Genomic DNA, 20,495 nt, shown 5'->3' on the forward strand with positions numbered 1-20,495 from the left:
CTTCATTGAATCGCCTTAAAGAGAAGTTCCAAAAGGAAATTACTCCTGCTCTAGTGAGCAAGTTTAACTATAAATCTGTAATGCAGGTACCAAAAATCGAAAAGATCGTAATCAACACTGGTGTTGGTGACGCGGTATCTAACTCAAAAGCGTTAGACAACGCAGTAGAAGAATTAACACAAATCACAGGTCAAAAACCTGTTGTAACTCGTGCTAAAAAATCAATCGCTGGTTTCCGTCTTCGTGAAGGTATGCCAATCGGTGCGAAAGTAACTTTACGCGGCGAGCAAATGTATGAGTTCTTCGATAAATTAGTATCAGTTTCTTTACCACGTGTACGTGATTTCCGTGGTGTTTCTAAGAAATCATTCGATGGTCGTGGAAACTATACATTAGGTGTTAAAGAGCAACTTATTTTCCCTGAGATTGATTATGATAAAGTAAGCAAAGTCCGCGGTATGGACATCGTAATCGTTACTACAGCGAAAACTGATGAAGAAGCTCGTGAACTTTTAACACAATTCGGTATGCCATTCCAAAAATAATGGAAGCCAACGCTAAGTAGAGGAGGCGAAAACGTGGCTAAAAAATCTATGATAGCGAAACAAAAGCGTACTCCTAAGTTTAAAGTACAAGAGTATACACGTTGCGAACGCTGCGGTCGTCCGCATTCTGTATACCGCAAATTTAAACTTTGCCGTATTTGTTTCCGTGAACTTGCATATAAAGGTCAAATTCCTGGTGTTAAAAAAGCTAGTTGGTAAAACCCACAAATGGGAAGGAGGTAAAACACATGGTGATGACAGATCCAATTGCAGACATGCTTACTCGCATCCGTAATGCGAACATGGTACGTCATGAGAAATTAGAGGTTCCTGCTTCTAAAATCAAAAAAGAGATCGCTGAACTTTTAAAACGTGAAGGTTTCATTCGTGATGTAGAATACATCGAGGATAACAAACAAGGTATCCTTCGTATTTTCCTGAAATATGGTGCAAACAATGAACGTGTAATCACTGGATTAAAACGTATCAGTAAACCTGGCTTACGCGTTTACGCTAAAGCTGACGAAGTACCACGTGTACTTAACGGATTAGGTATCGCTCTTGTTTCTACATCTAAGGGAGTAATGACAGACAAAGACGCTCGTCAATTACAAACTGGTGGAGAAGTAGTAGCATACGTTTGGTAATATATATTTAAAACGAACGGAGGTGTGACCACATGTCTCGTATTGGTAAAAAGATTCTTGAAATCCCTGCAGGTGTTACTATTACAGTTGCAGAAGACAATACTGTAACAGTAAAAGGCCCTAAAGGTGAATTAACTCGTACTTTCAATGCTGATATGCTTATCAAAATTGAAGAGAATACATTAACAGTTGAGCGTCCATCTGAACAGAAGGAACACCGTGCATTACACGGTACAACTCGTGCTTTAATCGGAAACATGGTTGAAGGTGTAACTGAAGGTTTCGCACGCGGACTTGAATTAGTCGGTGTTGGTTACCGTGCTCAAAAACAAGGTGATAAACTTGTATTAAGCGTAGGTTATTCTCATCCAGTAGAAATGACTCCGGAAGCAGGTCTTGAAGTTGAAGTACCTGCACCAACTAAGATCGTAATTAAAGGTATCGACAAGCAACGTGTTGGCGAATTCGCTGCTAACATCCGTGCTGTACGTGCTCCTGAGCCTTACAAAGGTAAAGGTATTCGTTACGAAGGCGAAGTTGTTCGTCGTAAAGAAGGTAAAACTGCTAAGTAAACCCGTTAGGTGAGAGAAAGGAGTGACAAGAATGATCACTAAAGCTGATAAAAATGCGACTCGTAAGAAAAGACATGCACGTGTACGTGCTAAACTTACTGGTACTGCAGAGCGTCCACGTTTAAACGTGTTCCGTTCTAACCAACATATTTACGCTCAAGTTATTGATGATGTGAATGGTGTAACGTTAGTAAGTGCATCTACTCTTGATAAAGACCTTGCTCTTAACGGTACTAGCAATATTGAAGCTGCTACGAAAGTTGGAGAATCAGTTGCTAAGCGTGCTGTAGAGAAAGGCGTTAAAGAAGTAGTATTTGATCGCGGTGGTTACTTATACCATGGCCGTGTTAAAGCTCTAGCTGAAGCTGCTCGTGAGGCTGGATTACAATTTTAATGGTCAAAGGAGGGAAAATTGATGCATCGCATTGACCCAAGTAAATTAGAACTTGAAGAACGTGTAGTTACGATAAATCGTGTCGCGAAAGTTGTTAAGGGTGGTCGTCGTTTCCGCTTTGCTGCACTAGTTGTAGTTGGCGATAAAAACGGTCATGTTGGATTCGGTACTGGTAAAGCACAAGAGGTACCAGACGCAATCCGTAAAGCTATCGAAGACGCTAAGAAAAACTTAATCGCTGTACCATTAGTTGGTACAACAATTCCACACACAATCAACGGTCATTTTGGCGCTGGTGAAGTATTCTTAAAACCTGCTGCTGAGGGTACTGGTGTTATTGCTGGTGGACCTGTTCGTGCGGTCCTTGAATTAGCTGGTGTACAAGATATTCTTTCGAAATCTCTTGGTTCTAACACACCAATCAACATGATTCGCGCTACTGTGAACGGATTAAGCGAACTTAAGCGCGCTGAAGATGTTGCAAAATTACGCGGTAAATCTGTAGAAGAGCTACTAGGTTAAGGAGGGAAAACAAATGGCGAAAAAGTTAGAAATTACCCTCACTCGTAGTGTAATTGGTCGTCCACAAGATCAACGTGCGACGGTAGAAGCTTTAGGTCTTAAAAAGTTGAATTCAACTGTAGTTAAGGAAGAAACTCCTGCTATTCTTGGTATGATCAACAAAGTTTCTCACCTTGTAACTGTAAAAGAAGCTTAAGGATAACTCATTAATATAAGGAGGTGCCTGGGAATGAAACTTCATGAATTAAAACCTGCAGAAGGTTCTCGTAAAGTACGTAACCGTGTCGGTCGTGGTATCGGTTCTGGTAACGGTAAAACTGCTGGTAAAGGTCATAAAGGACAAAACGCACGTTCTGGCGGCGGTGTTCGTCTTGGCTTCGAAGGTGGTCAAACTCCATTATTCCGTCGTTTACCAAAACGCGGCTTCACAAACATTAACCGTAAAGAGTTTGCTATTGTAAACTTATCAACGTTAAATCGTTTTGAAGATGGTACAGAAGTAACACCTGAATTATTGCTGGAAACTGGCGTTATCAGCAAGTTAAACGACGGTGTTAAAGTTCTTGCAAGCGGAGCAGTAGAGAAAAAACTAACTGTTAAAGCGCACAAGTTCTCTTCAAGTGCTAAAGAAGCAATTGAAGCAGCTGGCGGATCAGTTGAGGTGATCTAATGTTTCGTACAATCTCCAACTTTATGCGCGTTGCTGAGATAAGACGTAAAATATTATTCACTTTAGCGATGTTAATCGTATTCAGGATTGGCACGTTTATCCCCGTGCCATTTACAAATGGAGACGTACTGAAGGCACAAGATCAATTAAATGCTTTAGGTATTCTAAATACATTTGGCGGTGGAGCCTTGAAAAACTTCTCCATCTTTGCGATGGGAATCATGCCGTATATTACAGCATCCATCATCGTGCAATTATTGCAGATGGATGTTGTTCCTAAATTTTCGGAATGGTCGAAGCAAGGTGAAATGGGCCGTCGTAAATTAACGCAATTCACGCGTTACTTTACAATTGTTCTTGCGTTTATTCAGGGGTTTGGTATGTCAATCGGTTTTAACGGTATGGTAGGTGGACAATTAATTTTGAATCCAGGTTGGAGCACTTATTTATACATTGCTACGGTACTGACTGCTGGTACTGCATTTTTAATGTGGTTAGGTGAACAGATTACAGCTAAAGGTGTAGGTAATGGTATTTCCATCCTTATCTTTGGCGGTATTGCCGCGGCGATCCCAAGTGTTATATCTCAAGTGTATCAGCAACAGTTTCAAAATATCGGAGATCAATTGTTCATGAGTATCGTTAAAGTTGCATTGATTTTACTAGCTGTGCTAGCAGTTATTGTGGGTGTTATTTTCATTCAACAGGCTGTTAGAAAGATCCCAATTCAATATGCGAAGCGTGTAACAGGAGGAAATGGTGGTTATGCTGGAGCACAAAACACACATTTACCGCTTAAGGTAAATAGTGCTGGTGTTATTCCAGTAATTTTTGCTGTTTCATTCTTAATTACGCCTCCGACTATTGCACAGTTCTTCCCGAAACATGATGTATCGCAGTGGATTATTGCAAACTTTAACTATTCTCACCCAGTGGGAATGATCATATATGTTGCGCTCATTGTAGCCTTCACATATTTCTATGCATTTGTTCAGGTTAATCCAGAGCAAATGTCAGAGAATCTAAACAAGCAAGGTGGATATGTTCCAGGTATTCGTCCGGGTAAGAATACGGAACAATATCTAACAAAAATCTTGTATCGTTTGACCTTTGTAGGATCAATTTTCCTAGCAGCGATTGCAATCTTACCAGTTATCTTTACGAAATTGGGAAATCTTCCTCCATCTGCACAGATCGGTGGAACGAGTATGTTAATCGTTGTCGGCGTTGCTTTAGAAACAATGAAGCAGCTAGAAAGCCAACTGGTAAAACGCCATTACAAAGGGTTTATCAAGCAGTGAGTAAGTGGGAAGAATTGTCTTCCCTACATGCTCATGTACTCTGAGGGGGAACAAGGATGAACTTAATTTTAATGGGGCTTCCTGGTGCTGGTAAAGGTACACAAGCCGAACAGATTGTTGCCAAGTATAACATCCCTCACATTTCAACAGGAGACATGTTCCGTGCAGCTATGAAGGCTGAAACTGAAATGGGTCTACAAGCAAAATCTTTTATTGATAAAGGTGCACTTGTTCCAGATGAAGTTACAATCGGAATCGTTCGTGAACGTTTAAGTCAAGACGACTGCGTAAGAGGTTTCTTACTAGACGGTTTCCCACGAACTGTTGCACAAGCATCAGCTCTTGAAGAAATTATGAAAGATCTTGGCAAAAAAATCGACTATGTTTTAAACATTAATGTGGATTCAGGGTTGTTATTAAAACGCCTTACAGGCCGTCGCATTTGTAAAGAGTGCGGTGCGACTTACCACTTAGAATTCAATCCACCAGCAAAAGCTGATGTGTGCGATAAATGTGGTGGCGAATTATATCAACGCTCTGATGACAATGAAGAAACTGTAGCAAATCGTTTAGATGTAAATATTAAGCAAACAAAACCTTTGCTTGATTTCTACGAAGAGCTTGGTTACTTACAAAGCATTAATGGTGAGCAAGATATCAATAAAGTATTTGCTGATATCGATGTTCTCATCGGAGGCTTAGCGTAATGATAATCTGCAAAACTCCTCGCGAGATAGAAATCATGCGAGAAGCTGGCAGGATCGTTGCTTTGACTCATCAAGAGTTGAAACAACACATTACTCCAGGAATTACAACGAAAGAGCTCGATCAAATAGCGGAAAAGACGATTCAAAAATATGGTGCTACGCCATCTTTTAAAGGATACAACGGATTTCCGGGGAGCATATGTGCTTCTGTAAATGAAGAGCTTGTACACGGAATTCCAGGGAAGCGCAAGCTCAAAGAGGGCGATATCATCAGTATCGATATTGGTGCGAAATACAATGGGTACCATGGAGATTCTGCATGGACGTATCCAGTTGGAAACATTTCTGAATCTGTTCAAAAGCTACTTGATGTCACAGAAAAATCGTTGTATCTTGGTCTAGAACAAGTAAAACCAGGCGAGAGATTATCAAATATCTCACATGCGGTTCAAACCCATGCTGAAGAGAATGGATTCTCGATCGTTAGGGAGTATGTTGGTCACGGAATCGGGCAAGACTTACATGAGGACCCTCAAATCCCGCACTATGGTCCACCAAATAGAGGCCCTAGATTAAAGCCGGGAATGGTCATCTGTGTTGAGCCGATGGTGAATCAAGGAAGACGATATGTAAAAACACTATCTGATGACTGGACAGTGGTAACGGTAGATGGTAAATGGTGTGCCCATTTTGAGCACACGATTGCTCTTACAGAAGCAGGATACGAAATCCTTACCACTTTATAAGTAGCTGGCTCTCCGGGATTTCAGAGCAGTGTAAAATGTTACTGATTTGAAGAAGGGAGAACTATTGAATGGCTAAAGATGATGTAATTGAAGTCGAAGGTACCGTTCTTGAAACGTTGCCAAATGCTATGTTCAAAGTAGAATTAGAGAATGGGCATGTCGTATTGGCTCACGTTTCTGGTAAAATCCGTATGAACTTCATTCGTATTTTACCAGGAGACAAAGTTACGGTAGAATTATCTCCGTACGATTTAAATCGTGGTCGTATTACGTACCGTTTTAAATAATATAGCACTCCGTAATCTTTAAGGAGGTTCGAGACATGAAAGTAAGACCGTCAGTTAAACCAATCTGCGAAAAATGTAAAGTTATTCGTAGACGTGGAAAAGTAATGGTTATTTGTGAAAACCCTAAACATAAACAAAAACAAGGTTAATCAGAAGGAGGTGCATTCGTAATGGCACGTATCGCAGGTGTAGATATTCCTCGAGACAAACGCGTTGTTATTTCTTTAACTTACGTATTCGGCATTGGTCGCACAACTGCTGAAAAAATTCTTGCTGAAGCAGGTATTTCTGAAGAAACACGAGTTCGTGATTTAACGGAAGACGAATTAGGACGTATCCGTGATATCATCGATCGTATTAAAGTTGAGGGAGACCTTCGTCGTGAAGTATCTCTTAACATTAAACGTCTAATGGAGATCGGTTCTTACCGTGGTCTTCGTCACCGTCGTGGCTTACCAGTTCGTGGTCAAAATTCTAAAAACAATGCTCGTACACGTAAAGGTCCACGTCGTACAGTAGCAAATAAAAAGAAATAATAAGTAAAGGAGGTTGAACTAACAATGGCACGTAAAACAAACACTCGTAAAAAACGTGTGAAAAAGAATATTGAAGCTGGTATAGCTCATATTCGTTCTACTTTCAACAACACAATCGTAACTCTTACAGATACTCACGGTAACGCACTTTCTTGGTCTAGTGCTGGTGCACTTGGTTTCCGTGGATCTCGTAAATCTACTCCATTCGCTGCGCAAATGGCTGCTGAAACTGCTGCTAAAGCTGCAATGGAACACGGTTTAAAAACTTTAGAGGTTACTGTTAAAGGTCCTGGTGCTGGTCGTGAAGCTGCAATTCGTGCTCTTCAAGCTGCAGGTCTAGAAGTAACAGCAATTAGAGATGTTACTCCAGTTCCTCATAATGGATGTCGTCCACCAAAACGTCGTCGTGTGTAATTTTTCTGTATAGAATTTTCCCTTTTGTCTATAATGGATATGATGCATTATCGAGAAATTTCGTACAGAAACATCGCTTGTTGTGCACAATCGGGAACTGCCTAAGGGGGACTTTCGGTTAGACAGGGGTTGTACCTTTGTTTAACCGGGGTTTCGACGTTTTGAAGGAGGGTTTAGTTAATGATTGAAATCGAAAAGCCGAAAATCGAAACGGTTGAACTTAACGAAGATGCTAAATATGGTAAATTCGTAATTGAACCGCTTGAGCGTGGATATGGTACTACGTTGGGTAACTCCTTACGTCGTATTCTTTTATCTTCACTCCCTGGTGCCGCTGTTACTGCTATCCAAATCGATGGCGTATTACATGAATTTTCAACAGTTGAGGGCGTAGTAGAAGACGTTACAACGATCATCTTAAACTTGAAAAAGTTAGCTCTTAAAATCTACTCTGAAGAAGAGAAGACGTTGGAAATTGATGTGCAGGGCGAAGGTATTGTCACAGCTGCTGATATTACTCACGATAGTGATGTAGAAATCTTAAATCCAGATTTACACATTGCAACGTTAGCAAAAGATGCGCATTTCCGCGTGCGTTTAACTGCAAAGCGTGGCCGTGGGTATACGCCAGCTGATGCAAATAAAAGCGAAGATCAACCAATAGGAGTAATTCCTATTGATTCTATTTATACTCCAGTATCACGTGTGACTTACCAAGTGGAAAAGACACGTGTCGGACAAGTGGCTAATTATGATAAGCTTACGCTTGATGTATGGACGGATGGAAGCATCGGGCCAAAAGAAGCTATCTCTTTAGGTGCCAAAATCTTAACTGAGCATTTAAATATCTTTGTTGGTTTAACTGATGAAGCACAAAATGCTGAGATTATGGTTGAGAAGGAAGAAGATCAAAAAGAGAAAGTTCTTGAGATGACTATCGAGGAACTAGATCTTTCTGTTCGTTCTTATAATTGCCTTAAACGTGCAGGAATTAATACTGTACAAGAGCTTGCGAACAAAACAGAAGAAGATATGATGAAAGTTCGTAACTTAGGACGTAAATCCTTAGAAGAAGTTAAACATAAACTTGAAGAATTAGGTTTAGGTTTACGTAAAGACGACTGAGGATTTAAACCCATCAACAAAGGAGGGAACTACGAATGGCATACAGAAAATTAGGCCGTACAAGTGCGCAACGTAAAGCTATGTTACGTGACTTAGCTACTGATTTAATTATCAACGAGCGCATCCAAACGACAGAAACTCGTGCAAAAGAACTTCGTTCTGTAGTGGAAAAAATGATCACTTTAGGTAAACGCGGAGATCTTCATGCTCGTCGTCAAGCAGCAGCTTTCATTCGCAATGAAGTAGCTAACGCTGAGACTGGTCAAGATGCACTTCAAAAATTATTCGCTGATGTAGCTCCACGCTATGCTGAGCGCCAAGGCGGATACACTCGTATTGCAAAAATTGGTCCACGTCGCGGAGACGCAGCACCAATGGTAATTATCGAGTTAGTATAATGATAATTAAAAGGGCAGGACAGTTCTTTTCAAGAAACTGGTCATGGCCCTTTTTTTTAAATATAAAAATAGGCTAACTTGGCGAAGGAAAGGGTGCCTTGTATTGAAAAAAGAGAAACTTCGGACAGAAAATATATCCTTTCAATATCCTGGGGCAGCCACTTATGCATTAAAAGATGTTTCATTTTCCTTATATGAGGGAGAATGGGTATCTGTTATTGGACAAAACGGTTCAGGGAAGTCTACACTTGCAAAATTATTGAATGGTTTGTTTTTGCCAGAAGCAGGAACTATTACAGTAAATGATACAATGGTTTTATCAGAGGAAACGGTATGGGATGTTCGAAAACAAATTGGGATGGTATTTCAAAACCCAGATAATCAATTTGTTGGAACGACAGTGCAAGACGACGTTGTTTTTGGCTTAGAGAATATCGGAATGCCAAGAGAACAGATGGTAGAAAGATTAGATCAGGCTCTCAAACTTGTCCGTATGGAAGATTTTCTTAATGATGAGCCTCATTCGTTATCTGGTGGGCAAAAACAGCGAGTGGCAATAGCAGGCGTTTTAGCACTTCAGCCATCTATTTTAATATTAGATGAAGCAACGTCAATGCTAGACCCCCAAGGGAGACGTGAAGTAGTAGAAACGGTTAGACAACTTGTTAATCAAAAAGGTATTACCGTGTTATCAATTACGCACGATTTAGAAGAAGCGGCACAATCAGACCGTGTCATTATTTTAAATAAGGGAGAGATATTAGAGGAAGGGACTCCAGAACAAATTTTCAAATCCTCTCATATGCTCCAAGAAATTGGATTAGATGTACCATTTTCAGTGAAAATAGCAGAATTATTAAAAAGAAATGAAATTCTCTTGCAAAATACGCATCTTACAATGGAAAGCTTGGTGAACGAACTTTGGAGATTACATTCCAAAAAGTAGAACATCGTTATCAATATAAAACTCCATTTGAAAGACGCGCACTTTATGATGTAGACGTGTCGTTTCCAAGTGGGGGTTATTATGCCATTATCGGTCATACTGGTTCAGGTAAGTCGACGATGATTCAACATTTAAATGGTTTATTGCAGCCGACAAATGGTACAGTTCAAATTGGTGAACATTTGATTTCGGCAGGAAAGAAAGAAAAAAAGCTAAAGCCACTACGTAAAAAAGTAGGGGTTGTCTTTCAATTCCCAGAACATCAGTTGTTTGAAGAGACTGTGGAGAAAGATATTTGTTTCGGCCCTACTAATTTTGGAGTATCTGTAGACGAAGCAAGGCAAAAGGCTAGAAAGGCAATTGAACTTGTAGGGCTAGAACCGGAACTGTTAACACGTTCTCCGTTCGAATTAAGTGGTGGACAAATGAGACGTGTTGCTATAGCGGGTGTACTGGCGATGGAACCTGAAGTGCTTGTATTAGATGAACCTACAGCAGGACTAGATCCAAAAGGGCAGAACGAACTTATGGAGATGTTTTATAAGCTGCACAAGGAGAAGGGTCTTACAGTTATCCTTGTAACGCATAATATGGAGGATGCTGCTCAGTATGCGGAGCAGATTGTAGTTATGCATAAAGGAACGGTCTTTTTGCAAGGAAGTGCAGAGGAAGTATTTTCACATGCTGATGAACTAGAGAAAATTGGTGTGGATCTTCCTATGTCATTAAAGTATAAACGTGCAATTGAAGAGAAGTTTGGTATTTCAATTCCAAAGGCTACCTTATCTTTAGAGGATCTTACTCATGAAGTTGTGCAGGTGTTACGAAAAGGTGGTCATGAATCATGCAGCAGTTGATTATTGGGAGATATATCCCGGGGAATTCACTTATTCATCAACTTGATCCACGTACGAAGCTGCTGATTGTCTTTTTATATGTATTTGTTGTTTTCTTAGCAAATAATGCGATTTCATATGGATTTTTATTTTTATATGCACTCATTGCTTTATTTTTTGCAAAAGTGCCGATTCGTTATGTACTTTCGGGCTTAAAACCAATTTTATGGATTTTTCTTTTTACATTTTTCCTGCATATTTTTACAAATAAAGAGGGGGATGTACTATTCCAGCTTGGTTGGTTTTCGATATATGAAAAAGGATTAGAGCAAGGGATATACATTTCTGTACGATTCTTCGTTATTATTTTAATGACGACATTATTAACGTTAACGACGACACCTATTGAAATTACAGATGGTTTGGAGACGTTATTAAAGCCGTTGAAGCGTATAAAGGTTCCTGTTCATGAAATCGCATTAATGATGTCAATTTCTCTTCGTTTTATCCCGACATTAATGGATGAAACGAGTAAAATAATGAAAGCACAAGCGTCACGTGGTATTGATTTTGCCGGGGGACCGATAAAAGATAGAATGAAAGCTATTATTTCACTGCTCGTTCCTCTGTTTATCAGTGCTTTTAAGCGTGCAGAGGACTTAGCCATTGCGATGGAAGCTCGTGGATATCAAAGTGGTGAAGGACGTACTAAATTTAGGCAACTACGCTGGAAAACAAGCGATACAGTAACGATTGTCAGTTTATTTTGTTTAGCTTGTATTTTGGCATGGGTGCGATCGTAATGGAGAATAGAGAAATGGATAGAATAAAATGTACGGTTGCATATGATGGCATGCATTTTTGTGGTTATCAAATTCAGCCGAACCATCGTACTGTTCAACAGGAGATAGAAAAAGCATTGCAGAAATTGCATAAGGGAGAACTTGTTCGTGTTCAGGCATCTGGTAGAACAGATTCTACAGTTCATGCAAAAGGACAAGTAATACACTTTGATACCCCTTTGTCTCTTGAAGAGTGGCAATGGAGTAATGCTTTAAACACAATGTTGCCAGATGATATTGTTATAAGGCAAGTAGAGAAAAAAACAGAAGAATTTCATGCACGTTACGGTGTTGAGAAAAAAGAATATCGTTATCGTGTATTATTATCAAAGACTGCGGATGTATTCCGTAGAAATTACGTATATCAATATCCATACCCGCTCGAAATCAACTCTATAAGAAAAGCAATTCCTTATTTTATTGGAACGCATGATTTCACTTCTTTTTGTTCGGCAAAAACTGACAAAAAAGATAAAGTGCGAACAATTTATGAAATCGAGTTAATTGAACAAGATGATGAAATAATTTTTCGTTTTGTAGGTAATGGATTTTTATATAATATGGTCAGAATTATTGTTGGTACGTTACTTAGCATAGGACAAGGAAAGCTTGATCCTGATAGCATTCCAGAGATTTTAGCGAAACAAAATCGTCAGTTTGCTGGAAAGATGGCTCCAGGTCATGGGCTTTACTTATGGGAGGTAAACTATAACAACTAATCCTGGTGTAACATTTGCTTGACATTAGAAACTCAAAAGTATATCATAACATATGGTATTGTTTCTAAAACCACGATTAGCCCCGGAAGGAAATCGTGTTTAAGATAAACAATAGATTTTTTCTATGGAAAAGATAACGAGGAGGGAAACACATGCGTACGACTTTTATGGCAAAAGCTAACGAAGTTGAGCGTAAATGGTATGTGGTTGATGCTGAAGGTCAAACTTTAGGTCGCCTTGCTAGTGAAGTAGCATCCATTTTACGTGGTAAAAACAAACCTACATTTACACCACACGTTGACACGGGTGATCATGTAATTATTATTAACGCTGAGAAAATTCATTTAACAGGTAATAAATTAAACGATAAAATTTACTACCGTCACACTAACCACCCAGGTGGACTTAAGCAAAGAACAGCTCTTGAAATGCGTACAAACTACCCTGTACAAATGTTAGAGCTTGCAATTAAAGGCATGCTTCCAAAAGGACGCTTAGGCCGTCAAGTTTCTAAGAAACTTAACGTGTATGCTGGAGCAGAGCATCCACACCAAGCACAAAAACCAGAAGTTTACGAACTTCGCGGATAATTAATTAAAGGAGGGCTTACTTTGGCACAGGTTCAATACTATGGTACTGGACGTCGTAAGAGTTCAGTAGCGCGCGTACGCCTAGTTCCAGGCGAAGGACGCGTTATCATTAACGGTCGTGATTTTGAAAACTATATCCCATTTGCTGCATTACGTGAAGTAGTGAAACAACCTCTAGTTGCAACAGAAACTTTAGGTAACTACGATGTACTTGTAAACGTAAATGGTGGTGGATACACTGGTCAAGCTGGTGCTATTCGTCACGGTATTTCTCGCGCTTTATTAAAAGCTGATCCAGAATACCGTCTAACACTAAAACGTGCAGGTCTATTAACTCGTGACGCACGTATGAAAGAGCGTAAAAAATACGGTCTTAAAGGCGCACGTCGTGCACCTCAGTTCTCAAAACGTTAATTTTTGCGAACTACAAACCCCAACCATTTTGGTTGGGGTTTTTTTATGTTTCATTCCTCTTTTGCAATTTTTATAGCTTGGAATATTTTAGTGCTACCGCCGCGCGTATGCTTCTTCTTTAGAAGTTTAGACTAATACGTATTAGGGAGGTTTATAAGTACTATGAATGTCATTGTCAGCTTACAAGAAAAACAAAAAGAAAAGCAGTTAAAATACGAGCGGAAGATGTTGCGGGAATTATCATTAAAAACATTGCGTTCAAATATTCGTGATGCATTTCAAATGCAAGAGCTTCATCGTCAGTATGAAGATTACTGTATTGAATTAGGGATAGAATCTTATTTATTAGGAGCGAGATACAGTAAATTTGGTTATTATGGTGAATCATTTTTTGATGTGAAATATAGAGCTTTAGAAGAAGAACAACAATTAACTGAAACGCTATTTCAATTTTTAACGAGTATGACTATGCGAGAAATAAAGTTGAAAGATGAGGAATTACTTTTTGAATCTTGTCAGCAGTTTATAGGATTGTGGTGGCAAGAAGGGTATGAAAAAGGTGAAAGAAGATATCGATTAAAGCTTCATTAAGACAAGCATAAACTTTCCTTTTGTCCCATATAAGTAATTAGAGGGACTAGCTGGAGGAGGAAAGGTATGAAGAGAATTCGAATTATCTCTTTTGCACTCGCTGCGGTTGTATTGTTTTTTTTAGTCAAACAAGAATTTCAAATTACAAAATCGTGGCGTGCTTGGAATTTACCCTTATCAGGGAAAGTAATCGTATTAGATGCTGGGCATGGTGGACCAGATGGAGGGGCTGTTGGTGGAAAGGATATTATAGAAAAGGATATTACGCTTGAAATTACAAAAAAGGTACAAGACTATTTACAAGAACAAGGTGCACTAGTTATTTTAACGCGTGAGGGAGATTATGATTTAGCTAACAAAGATACAAAGTCATATAGCAGACGTAAAGCAGAGGATTTAAAAAAACGTGTAGAAATCATCAATAAACCTGATGTAGACTTTTTTGCAAGTATTCATTTAAATGCTTTAACTAGTAGTGGATCGAAAGGCGCACAAACGTTCTATTACCGTTCTTCAATTGAAAATGAACGTGCTGCAAAATTTATACAGGCTGAATTGAGAACAAGTTTAGAGAACACGAATCGTTCTGCTAAGACTATTTCGCATGTGTATTTATTAAAGTATTCTAAAACACCAGGTGCTTTAATTGAAGCTGGCTTTTTATCGAATGTGAACGAAAGGTATATGTTAAATTCGGAGAAATATCAGCAAAAGTTAGCAGCTGCAATATACCGTGGTATATTACGTTATTTCACGGAAAAAGGAAATCCTCCAGAATAAGGAGGATTTTTTTGAGCTTCTCTCGTTAACGAAGTTTTCGGAAAATATGTTATACTGGAAATGTAAACGCATTTATTTCAAGAATAAGCAGAGATAAATTCAATTAACATTACGTTATTTTTCATACAGGGGGCTGGGCTAATTATGGTAACGAAAGAGCAAGTGGTTGAAGCGTTAGAAGGGATTGTGGATCCGTTTTTACATAAAACATTAAAAGAAACAAATGCAATTAAAGAGGTAACAGTCAAGCCAGAGAAGGAACATGTGAGTGTCAAAATTGCAATCGTAAAAACCGGTACAGCGGAACAAATGCAGTTGCAGTCTGGAATTGTAAAGTTAGTAAAAGAACTTGGGGCAGCAACAGTTGGACTTCGTTTTGCAGAATTTACAGAAGAGGAATTAGCTCAGTTTGCACCGGAACAACAAGAAGAGCAAAGTGAATCTTTATTGTCACCTAATTCAAAAACAACATTCTTAGCAGTAGCGAGTGGAAAAGGTGGCGTGGGAAAATCAACTGTTTCCGTTAACCTTGCAGTTGCTTTAGCTCGTTTAGGAAAAAAAGTTGGTATTATCGATGCGGACATTTACGGTTTTAGTGTGCCAGACATGATGGGGATAGAAAAACGTCCTATCGTAAGAGGTGACAAAATAATTCCGGTGGAACGTTTAGGTGTAAAGGTAATCTCAATGGGCTTCTTTGTAGAGGATAATGCACCAGTTATTTGGAGAGGACCTATGCTTGGGAAAATGTTAAACCACTTCTTCACAGAAGTAGAATGGGGCGATCTAGATTATTTAGTACTAGATTTGCCACCAGGCACAGGTGATGTTGCGTTAGATGTGCACTCAATGTTGCCATCTTGCAAAGAGATTATTGTAACGACGCCTCATCCAACAGCTGCGTTTGTAGCAGCACGTGCTGGAGCGATGGCATTGCGCACTGAACATAGTATTCTTGGTGTTGTTGAGAATATGGCATATTTTGAAAGTAAGGTAACTGGTGAGAAAGAATATGTATTTGGAAAAGGCGGGGGAGATAAGTTAGCTACCGAATTACAAACGAATGTTCTTGGTCGCATTCCGCTACAACAACCCGATTGGAATAAAGAAGACTTTGCTCCTTCAGTATATGAAGATACACATACAACGGGCATTATTTATAGTAAAATAGCTGAAACAGTAATTGATAAAACAGCTGTTACACAAAAATAAAGTGAAACTTTAATCAGTGGGGTTCACCTGTTACTGACAACAATAATGCTTTTGTTGTTAGTAAACCTTTCGCTTAACTAGAGGGGGCCATTTTGTCTGTTAATAGTAAGATAAAGTAATAACGAGTGAACAATGTATACATTGTCCACTCGTTATTATAGTTATTATTTTTTACTGTTCTTCCTTCTTTTCGCCTTGAGAACCACCGTCACCGCCTGCTTCTTTCTTACCAGATCCGCCTTTTTCAGCTTTTTGCACACCTTTACTAATGATATCAATCATCTTGGCTTGGAAGAGTGGACTTTCAGCAGTTTCTGTTAGTACTTGTTGTAGATATTGACGGTATTCTTTACTCTTCATTGTTTGTAACATTATTTTTTCTACTTCAGGATTTTTCATAATTTCTATAATGCCTGCTTGGTATTCAGGGTCTTTTAGTAAGGTTTTCATTAATTGAGTTTGTTCTTTCCCCATACTTTTAGCAAACTTTGATGAGAACTCAGGATCTTTAAAGAGCTTTTCCCAGAATTGTTGCCCTTTATCGGATACCATGGCATCTTCAATCGTTTTCTTTACTACTGTTTCATCTAGTATGAGTGCTTGTTTCATTTTTTCATCAGTTAATACATCTTGAATAGCTTTCTTACCTTGATCTGTTTTTAAAATATCAACAATCATTTTCTTTGTTTGATCGTAATCTAGTTCGGATTTCGTTTCTTTTCCTTGTGCGCATGCTGCAAGTGCGATAAGTAGAAAAGAAGAAACGAAAATGAATAGCATCCGTTTCATAAGTTGGAACTCCTTTCAGCACAGTTCTCTCTTTTTAATATAAATATCTTTAAGGAATTTATACATGAACATGGCTAGCTTTTTGAAATTGTCATTGATACAATTTAATTAGAAATATAAGGATAATGGGGGATGTGTTGTGAATAGCCGCAAGTGGGTACGACTATTTTTAACGACGTTGTTTCTTGGTGGGATTAGCACAGTTATTATTGGTTTTGTTTTGGAGTGGGACAAGTACAATAAATTTTTTCAAAATTTCGACGGTAAGGAGATTTTAGCAGTATCTTTCTGGCTGATGGGTGTAGGATTTATTTTTAGTGTTATAAGTCAAATGGGATTCTTTGCATATTTAACAATCCACCGTTTTGGACTAGGGATGTTTCGCTCATCTTCTTTATGGAATGCAGTCCAGCTCTTCTTTATTGCATTCGTATTATTTGATTTTGTGTATTTAAGATCTGTACTTATTGCAAATGGGGAAGTCTCGTTAGGGAATAACATACTTGTTGCTGGAATATTATTTGTGTTTGGAGCAATGGTTGCTTATGTAAAAAGTAAAGAAACAAATAAAAAAGCATTTGTGCCAGCTCTGTTCTTTATGGTTGTTGTAACAATCCTTGAATGGGTACCGGCGCTTCGGATTAATGATACAGATTGGCTATATTTAATGGTTATACCGCTATTGTTATGTAATGCGTATCAATTACTTGTATTACATCGTTTAATCGGAAAAACAAGTAAATCAGCTTAATAGAGAGAGGTTTTATACACCAGCAGTTATAATGCTGGAAATGGTATGATTAAAAAAGCTCTACCACCTTCTTGAAAGGTAGTAGAGCTTTTTATGCGTGAAGAGTAGTTGGGAAGAAGCTACTTCACATCTTCACTTTTCGTACTTGTGTTGGAAATAAGTTGTGACACGGATATTTGCTCATATCCATCACTTTTTATTTTTTGCAGGAGCAGCGGTAAAGCTCTATTTGTTTGAAGGGCAGAATCGGATGCGTGTAATAAGACGATATCTCCACCCTTCAAATTATTAGAGACAGTGGAAACGATGTTATTTACACCTGGGTTTTTCCAATCGTTTGAATTATTACTCCAATGCACGACGGTGTATCCAAGTGATTCTGCGATTTTAAGGGTTGCTTTGTTAAATTCGCCACTAGGTGGACGTAACAGCTTGACTTGTTTTACACCAAGTTTCGTAAAAACATCTTGTGCTCGTAAAAGGTCTCGCCTTATTTCATTTGTCTCTAGAGAAGTATAGGATGTGTAATTGTACCCCATACTACCGATTTCGTGCCCATCTTTCATGATTCGCTCTACAATATCGGGGTGTCTTTCGGCCCATGCAGCAGAAAGGAAGAAGGTTGCATTCTTAATTTCTCTTTCTTTAAGAGTATCTAGGATTGGAATTGCTTTTTTGTCTCCCCAACTAATATCAAACGTAAATGCAACTTGCTTTTTAGCGGTGTCTCCTTTGTAAATTACTTTAGGGCCTGTAGCAGTTGAAAAAGCAGATTCATGTGAATATGTTTTTAAAAAGAGTAGCCATGCTGTAAATAAGGACAGTATCACTATTAAGCTAATGTGTTTAAAATTTCTCTTACTCGTAATAAAAAAGAAAAACATAATATTACGCCCCTTTGTCCAATCCTTTTCAGTTACATATATGCTGTAAATATAAAAAAGAGAACAAAGGATTAACATCGTAAGTAGTGGATATAATGGATGATAGGATTGTGATAATTGAAAATGAGCGGAACGTTTATTGTTGCGTAAGGAATTATTGAGGTGATTGTTTGCTTGGGCTGATGTTGACAAAAGAAGAAAGAAAAGAAATGGAATACATATTGAAGAGAGAATTAGAGGAACTTTTATTTGATTTTGAAGATGAGCGTATTCATGAAGTTGTAAAAAAAGCCATGGAAGAAAGATATAAAATCATTTTCTGTTTATTCCGGAGAGTAGCTAACACAGAAGAATGTATTCGTTATGTAAGAAAAAGAATTTTTTATTAAAAAGTGTTGACGCTAATGGTTTATATATGGTAAATTAATAACCGTCGCTGATGCAGAAACGCAGAAAACGACAAAAAAGAAATTAAAAAACTTAGTTGACATTGAAAAATGAAGATGTTAACATAAGGAAGTCGCAAATGAGCGACCAAGTAGTTCTTTGAAAACTGAACGAAACAAACAACGTGAAACGTCAATTTTTATTTTAGATGCTAGACAAACTAACTTTATTGGAGAGTTTGATCCTGGCTCAGGATGAACGCTGGCGGCGTGCCTAATACATGCAAGTCGAGCGAATGGATTAAGAGCTTGCTCTTATGAAGTTAGCGGCGGACGGGTGAGTAACACGTGGGTAACCTGCCCATAAGACTGGGATAACTCCGGGAAACCGGGGCTAATACCGGATAACATTTTGAACTGCATGGTTCGAAATTGAAAGGCGGCTTCGGCTGTCTTATGGATGGACCCGCGTCGCATTAGCTAGTTGGTGAGGTAACGGCTCACCAAGGCAACGATGCGTAGCCGACCTGAGAGGGTGATCGGCCACACTGGGACTGAGACACGGCCCAGACTCCTACGGGAGGCAGCAGTAGGGAATCTTCCGCAATGGACGAAAGTCTGACGGAGCAACGCCGCGTGAGTGATGAAGGCTTTCGGGTCGTAAAACTCTGTTGTTAGGGAAGAACAAGTGCTAGTTGAATAAGCTGGCACCTTGACGGTACCTAACCAGAAAGCCACGGCTAACTACGTGCCAGCAGCCGCGGTAATACGTAGGTGGCAAGCGTTATCCGGAATTATTGGGCGTAAAGCGCGCGCAGGTGGTTTCTTAAGTCTGATGTGAAAGCCCACGGCTCAACCGTGGAGGGTCATTGGAAACTGGGAGACTTGAGTGCAGAAGAGGAAAGTGGAATTCCATGTGTAGCGGTGAAATGCGTAGAGATATGGAGGAACACCAGTGGCGAAGGCGACTTTCTGGTCTGTAACTGACACTGAGGCGCGAAAGCGTGGGGAGCAAACAGGATTAGATACCCTGGTAGTCCACGCCGTAAACGATGAGTGCTAAGTGTTAGAGGGTTTCCGCCCTTTAGTGCTGAAGTTAACGCATTAAGCACTCCGCCTGGGGAGTACGGCCGCAAGGCTGAAACTCAAAGGAATTGACGGGGGCCCGCACAAGCGGTGGAGCATGTGGTTTAATTCGAAGCAACGCGAAGAACCTTACCAGGTCTTGACATCCTCTGAAAACCCTAGAGATAGGGCTCTCCTTCGGGAGCAGAGTGACAGGTGGTGCATGGTTGTCGTCAGCTCGTGTCGTGAGATGTTGGGTTAAGTCCCGCAACGAGCGCAACCCTTGATCTTAGTTGCCATCATTAAGTTGGGCACTCTAAGGTGACTGCCGGTGACAAACCGGAGGAAGGTGGGGATGACGTCAAATCATCATGCCCCTTATGACCTGGGCTACACACGTGCTACAATGGACGGTACAAAGAGCTGCAAGACCGCGAGGTGGAGCTAATCTCATAAAACCGTTCTCAGTTCGGATTGTAGGCTGCAACTCGCCTACATGAAGCTGGAATCGCTAGTAATCGCGGATCAGCATGCCGCGGTGAATACGTTCCCGGGCCTTGTACACACCGCCCGTCACACCACGAGAGTTTGTAACACCCGAAGTCGGTGGGGTAACCTTTTTGGAGCCAGCCGCCTAAGGTGGGACAGATGATTGGGGTGAAGTCGTAACAAGGTAGCCGTATCGGAAGGTGCGGCTGGATCACCTCCTTTCTATGGAGAATTGATGAACGCTGTTCATCAATATAAGTTTCCGTGTTTCGTTTTGTTCAGTTTTGAGAGAACTATCTCTCATATATAAATGTATGTTCTTTGAAAACTAGATAAC

30 protein-coding genes and 1 rRNA gene are annotated in these 20,495 nt (G+C 39.6%); 29 read left to right on the forward strand and 2 right to left on the reverse strand.

Going from position 1 to position 20,495, the window contains the following annotated elements:
• Nucleotides 1-5: 5 nt before the first annotated feature.
• The 26 genes from rplE to AXW78_RS00850 all read left to right on the forward strand — a co-directional run bounded on the left by rplE (nt 6) and on the right by AXW78_RS00850 (nt 15,794).
• A complete protein-coding gene (gene rplE / locus AXW78_RS00725; protein ID WP_001080831.1) occupies nt 6-545 on the forward strand; it encodes a 50S ribosomal protein L5 in 540 nt (179 codons plus the stop codon).
• Nucleotides 546-578: 33 nt separating this feature from the next.
• Nucleotides 579-764: a 30S ribosomal protein S14 gene (rpsN, locus tag AXW78_RS00730; RefSeq protein WP_001085700.1), complete on the forward strand. Its 186-nt coding sequence runs from the start codon at nt 579-581 to the stop codon at nt 762-764.
• Between the two features lie 29 nt (nt 765-793).
• Nucleotides 794-1,192 (forward strand): 30S ribosomal protein S8, encoded by a 399-nt coding sequence (rpsH, locus tag AXW78_RS00735; RefSeq protein WP_000245511.1) that lies wholly within the window; start codon nt 794-796, stop codon nt 1,190-1,192.
• 32 nt (nt 1,193-1,224) lie between these two features.
• Nucleotides 1,225-1,764, forward strand: coding sequence for a 50S ribosomal protein L6 (gene rplF, locus AXW78_RS00740; RefSeq protein WP_000086558.1), 540 nt, complete (start codon nt 1,225-1,227; stop codon nt 1,762-1,764).
• Nucleotides 1,765-1,795: 31 nt separating this feature from the next.
• A complete protein-coding gene (gene rplR / locus AXW78_RS00745) occupies nt 1,796-2,158 on the forward strand; it encodes a 50S ribosomal protein L18 (protein WP_000628816.1) in 363 nt (120 codons plus the stop codon).
• A 21-nt stretch (nt 2,159-2,179) separates the two neighbouring features.
• Entirely contained in the window at nt 2,180-2,680 is a 501-nt protein-coding gene (gene rpsE, locus AXW78_RS00750) for a 30S ribosomal protein S5 (RefSeq protein ID WP_000554646.1), read from the forward strand.
• 13 nt (nt 2,681-2,693) lie between these two features.
• Nucleotides 2,694-2,876 carry a 50S ribosomal protein L30 gene (gene rpmD, locus AXW78_RS00755; protein ID WP_001085234.1) on the forward strand — a complete coding sequence of 61 codons (183 nt, stop codon included), beginning with the start codon at nt 2,694-2,696 and terminating at the stop codon, nt 2,874-2,876.
• Between the two features lie 33 nt (nt 2,877-2,909).
• Entirely contained in the window at nt 2,910-3,350 is a 441-nt protein-coding gene (gene rplO / locus AXW78_RS00760; protein ID WP_000766081.1) for a 50S ribosomal protein L15, read from the forward strand.
• Nucleotides 3,350-4,651, forward strand: coding sequence for a preprotein translocase subunit SecY (secY, locus tag AXW78_RS00765; RefSeq protein WP_000490117.1), 1,302 nt, complete (start codon nt 3,350-3,352; stop codon nt 4,649-4,651). Before rplO ends, secY begins: the two co-directional genes overlap by 1 nt.
• 56 nt (nt 4,652-4,707) lie before the next feature.
• Complete coding sequence (locus tag AXW78_RS00770) at nt 4,708-5,358, forward strand: adenylate kinase (protein ID WP_001048989.1); 651 nt, start codon at nt 4,708-4,710, stop codon at nt 5,356-5,358.
• Complete coding sequence (gene map / locus AXW78_RS00775; protein WP_000582539.1) at nt 5,358-6,104, forward strand: type I methionyl aminopeptidase; 747 nt, start codon at nt 5,358-5,360, stop codon at nt 6,102-6,104. Before AXW78_RS00770 ends, map begins: the two co-directional genes overlap by 1 nt.
• A 68-nt stretch (nt 6,105-6,172) precedes the next feature.
• The gene (infA, locus tag AXW78_RS00780; protein WP_001029884.1) at nt 6,173-6,391 is read left to right on the forward strand and encodes a translation initiation factor IF-1; all 219 of its coding nucleotides are present in this window, start codon (nt 6,173-6,175) and stop codon (nt 6,389-6,391) included.
• 35 nt (nt 6,392-6,426) lie between these two features.
• Nucleotides 6,427-6,540, forward strand: a complete 114-nt coding sequence (gene rpmJ, locus AXW78_RS00785) for a 50S ribosomal protein L36 (protein WP_000868344.1) — start codon at nt 6,427-6,429, stop codon at nt 6,538-6,540.
• 21 nt (nt 6,541-6,561) lie between these two features.
• Nucleotides 6,562-6,927 carry a 30S ribosomal protein S13 gene (rpsM, locus tag AXW78_RS00790; protein ID WP_000090788.1) on the forward strand — a complete coding sequence of 122 codons (366 nt, stop codon included), beginning with the start codon at nt 6,562-6,564 and terminating at the stop codon, nt 6,925-6,927.
• A gap of 24 nt (nt 6,928-6,951) precedes the next feature.
• Entirely contained in the window at nt 6,952-7,341 is a 390-nt protein-coding gene (gene rpsK, locus AXW78_RS00795) for a 30S ribosomal protein S11 (RefSeq protein ID WP_000101798.1), read from the forward strand.
• A 180-nt stretch (nt 7,342-7,521) separates the two neighbouring features.
• A complete protein-coding gene (locus AXW78_RS00800; protein WP_000569643.1) occupies nt 7,522-8,466 on the forward strand; it encodes a DNA-directed RNA polymerase subunit alpha in 945 nt (314 codons plus the stop codon).
• Nucleotides 8,467-8,501: 35 nt separating this feature from the next.
• Nucleotides 8,502-8,864: a 50S ribosomal protein L17 gene (rplQ, locus tag AXW78_RS00805; RefSeq protein ID WP_000331490.1), complete on the forward strand. Its 363-nt coding sequence runs from the start codon at nt 8,502-8,504 to the stop codon at nt 8,862-8,864.
• Between the two features lie 103 nt (nt 8,865-8,967).
• Entirely contained in the window at nt 8,968-9,810 is an 843-nt protein-coding gene (locus AXW78_RS00810) for an energy-coupling factor ABC transporter ATP-binding protein (protein WP_000711782.1), read from the forward strand.
• Nucleotides 9,786-10,667, forward strand: coding sequence for an energy-coupling factor ABC transporter ATP-binding protein (locus tag AXW78_RS00815; RefSeq protein ID WP_000406535.1), 882 nt, complete (start codon nt 9,786-9,788; stop codon nt 10,665-10,667). The genes AXW78_RS00810 and AXW78_RS00815 overlap by 25 nt, the downstream gene beginning before the upstream one ends.
• Entirely contained in the window at nt 10,655-11,449 is a 795-nt protein-coding gene (locus tag AXW78_RS00820) for an energy-coupling factor transporter transmembrane component T family protein (protein WP_001186526.1), read from the forward strand. Before AXW78_RS00815 ends, AXW78_RS00820 begins: the two co-directional genes overlap by 13 nt.
• Nucleotides 11,450-11,463: 14 nt before the next feature.
• Nucleotides 11,464-12,207, forward strand: a complete 744-nt coding sequence (truA, locus tag AXW78_RS00825; protein ID WP_002163816.1) for a tRNA pseudouridine(38-40) synthase TruA — start codon at nt 11,464-11,466, stop codon at nt 12,205-12,207.
• A 152-nt stretch (nt 12,208-12,359) separates the two neighbouring features.
• Complete coding sequence (gene rplM, locus AXW78_RS00830; RefSeq protein WP_001260793.1) at nt 12,360-12,797, forward strand: 50S ribosomal protein L13; 438 nt, start codon at nt 12,360-12,362, stop codon at nt 12,795-12,797.
• A 21-nt stretch (nt 12,798-12,818) separates the two neighbouring features.
• On the forward strand, nt 12,819-13,211 hold the full coding sequence (gene rpsI / locus AXW78_RS00835) for a 30S ribosomal protein S9 (RefSeq protein ID WP_000079986.1): 393 nt from the start codon (nt 12,819-12,821) through the stop codon (nt 13,209-13,211).
• Nucleotides 13,212-13,373: 162 nt separating this feature from the next.
• Entirely contained in the window at nt 13,374-13,802 is a 429-nt protein-coding gene (locus AXW78_RS00840) for a DUF2521 family protein (RefSeq protein WP_001101005.1), read from the forward strand.
• Nucleotides 13,803-13,868: 66 nt separating this feature from the next.
• The gene (cwlD, locus tag AXW78_RS00845; protein ID WP_000822438.1) at nt 13,869-14,582 is read left to right on the forward strand and encodes an N-acetylmuramoyl-L-alanine amidase CwlD; all 714 of its coding nucleotides are present in this window, start codon (nt 13,869-13,871) and stop codon (nt 14,580-14,582) included.
• A 144-nt stretch (nt 14,583-14,726) separates the two neighbouring features.
• Nucleotides 14,727-15,794, forward strand: coding sequence for an Mrp/NBP35 family ATP-binding protein (locus AXW78_RS00850; protein ID WP_000256616.1), 1,068 nt, complete (start codon nt 14,727-14,729; stop codon nt 15,792-15,794).
• Nucleotides 15,795-15,965: 171 nt separating this feature from the next.
• On the opposite strand, the gene gerD is transcribed toward AXW78_RS00850, so the two are convergent.
• Nucleotides 15,966-16,583 carry a spore germination lipoprotein GerD gene (gerD, locus tag AXW78_RS00855; RefSeq protein ID WP_061883702.1) on the reverse strand — a complete coding sequence of 206 codons (618 nt, stop codon included), beginning with the start codon at nt 16,581-16,583 and terminating at the stop codon, nt 15,966-15,968.
• A gap of 139 nt (nt 16,584-16,722) precedes the next feature.
• On the opposite strand from gerD, the gene kbaA reads away from it, so the two are divergent.
• Nucleotides 16,723-17,334: a KinB signaling pathway activation protein KbaA gene (gene kbaA, locus AXW78_RS00860; RefSeq protein ID WP_061883703.1), complete on the forward strand. Its 612-nt coding sequence runs from the start codon at nt 16,723-16,725 to the stop codon at nt 17,332-17,334.
• Between the two features lie 119 nt (nt 17,335-17,453).
• Here kbaA and pdaB read toward each other — a convergent pair whose 3' ends face one another.
• Entirely contained in the window at nt 17,454-18,218 is a 765-nt protein-coding gene (gene pdaB, locus AXW78_RS00865) for a polysaccharide deacetylase family sporulation protein PdaB (RefSeq protein WP_000464705.1), read from the reverse strand.
• 170 nt (nt 18,219-18,388) lie between these two features.
• On the opposite strand from pdaB, the gene AXW78_RS00870 reads away from it, so the two are divergent.
• A complete protein-coding gene (locus AXW78_RS00870) occupies nt 18,389-18,607 on the forward strand; it encodes a hypothetical protein (RefSeq protein WP_000901147.1) in 219 nt (72 codons plus the stop codon).
• 224 nt (nt 18,608-18,831) lie between these two features.
• Nucleotides 18,832-20,380 (forward strand): 16S ribosomal RNA (locus tag AXW78_RS00875).
• Nucleotides 20,381-20,495 lie beyond the last annotated feature (115 nt).

The sequence above is a fragment of the Bacillus thuringiensis genome, assembly GCF_001595725.1.
Classification (GTDB): domain Bacteria; phylum Bacillota; class Bacilli; order Bacillales; family Bacillaceae_G; genus Bacillus_A; species Bacillus_A thuringiensis_K.

Excerpts from the sequence above, each read along its gene's own strand:
- rpsH (WP_000245511.1), top strand. The coding sequence starts at position 794 with ATGGTGATGACAGATCCAATTGCAGACATGCTTACTCGCATCCGTAAT.
- rplF (WP_000086558.1), top strand. The coding sequence starts at position 1,225 with ATGTCTCGTATTGGTAAAAAGATTCTTGAAATCCCTGCAGGTGTTACT.
- rplR (WP_000628816.1), top strand. The coding sequence starts at position 1,796 with ATGATCACTAAAGCTGATAAAAATGCGACTCGTAAGAAAAGACATGCA.
- rpsE (WP_000554646.1), top strand. The coding sequence starts at position 2,180 with ATGCATCGCATTGACCCAAGTAAATTAGAACTTGAAGAACGTGTAGTT.
- rpmD (WP_001085234.1), top strand. The coding sequence starts at position 2,694 with ATGGCGAAAAAGTTAGAAATTACCCTCACTCGTAGTGTAATTGGTCGT.
- rplO (WP_000766081.1), top strand. The coding sequence starts at position 2,910 with ATGAAACTTCATGAATTAAAACCTGCAGAAGGTTCTCGTAAAGTACGT.
- secY (WP_000490117.1), top strand. The coding sequence starts at position 3,350 with ATGTTTCGTACAATCTCCAACTTTATGCGCGTTGCTGAGATAAGACGT.
- AXW78_RS00770 (WP_001048989.1), top strand. The coding sequence starts at position 4,708 with ATGAACTTAATTTTAATGGGGCTTCCTGGTGCTGGTAAAGGTACACAA.
- map (WP_000582539.1), top strand. The coding sequence starts at position 5,358 with ATGATAATCTGCAAAACTCCTCGCGAGATAGAAATCATGCGAGAAGCT.
- infA (WP_001029884.1), top strand. The coding sequence starts at position 6,173 with ATGGCTAAAGATGATGTAATTGAAGTCGAAGGTACCGTTCTTGAAACG.
- rpmJ (WP_000868344.1), top strand. The coding sequence starts at position 6,427 with ATGAAAGTAAGACCGTCAGTTAAACCAATCTGCGAAAAATGTAAAGTT.
- rpsM (WP_000090788.1), top strand. The coding sequence starts at position 6,562 with ATGGCACGTATCGCAGGTGTAGATATTCCTCGAGACAAACGCGTTGTT.
- rpsK (WP_000101798.1), top strand. The coding sequence starts at position 6,952 with ATGGCACGTAAAACAAACACTCGTAAAAAACGTGTGAAAAAGAATATT.
- AXW78_RS00800 (WP_000569643.1), top strand. The coding sequence starts at position 7,522 with ATGATTGAAATCGAAAAGCCGAAAATCGAAACGGTTGAACTTAACGAA.
- rplQ (WP_000331490.1), top strand. The coding sequence starts at position 8,502 with ATGGCATACAGAAAATTAGGCCGTACAAGTGCGCAACGTAAAGCTATG.
- AXW78_RS00820 (WP_001186526.1), top strand. The coding sequence starts at position 10,655 with ATGCAGCAGTTGATTATTGGGAGATATATCCCGGGGAATTCACTTATT.
- truA (WP_002163816.1), top strand. The coding sequence starts at position 11,464 with ATGGATAGAATAAAATGTACGGTTGCATATGATGGCATGCATTTTTGT.
- rplM (WP_001260793.1), top strand. The coding sequence starts at position 12,360 with ATGCGTACGACTTTTATGGCAAAAGCTAACGAAGTTGAGCGTAAATGG.
- AXW78_RS00840 (WP_001101005.1), top strand. The coding sequence starts at position 13,374 with ATGAATGTCATTGTCAGCTTACAAGAAAAACAAAAAGAAAAGCAGTTA.
- cwlD (WP_000822438.1), top strand. The coding sequence starts at position 13,869 with ATGAAGAGAATTCGAATTATCTCTTTTGCACTCGCTGCGGTTGTATTG.
- AXW78_RS00850 (WP_000256616.1), top strand. The coding sequence starts at position 14,727 with ATGGTAACGAAAGAGCAAGTGGTTGAAGCGTTAGAAGGGATTGTGGAT.
- gerD (WP_061883702.1), bottom strand. The coding sequence starts at position 16,583 with ATGAAACGGATGCTATTCATTTTCGTTTCTTCTTTTCTACTTATCGCA.
- pdaB (WP_000464705.1), bottom strand. The coding sequence starts at position 18,218 with ATGTTTTTCTTTTTTATTACGAGTAAGAGAAATTTTAAACACATTAGC.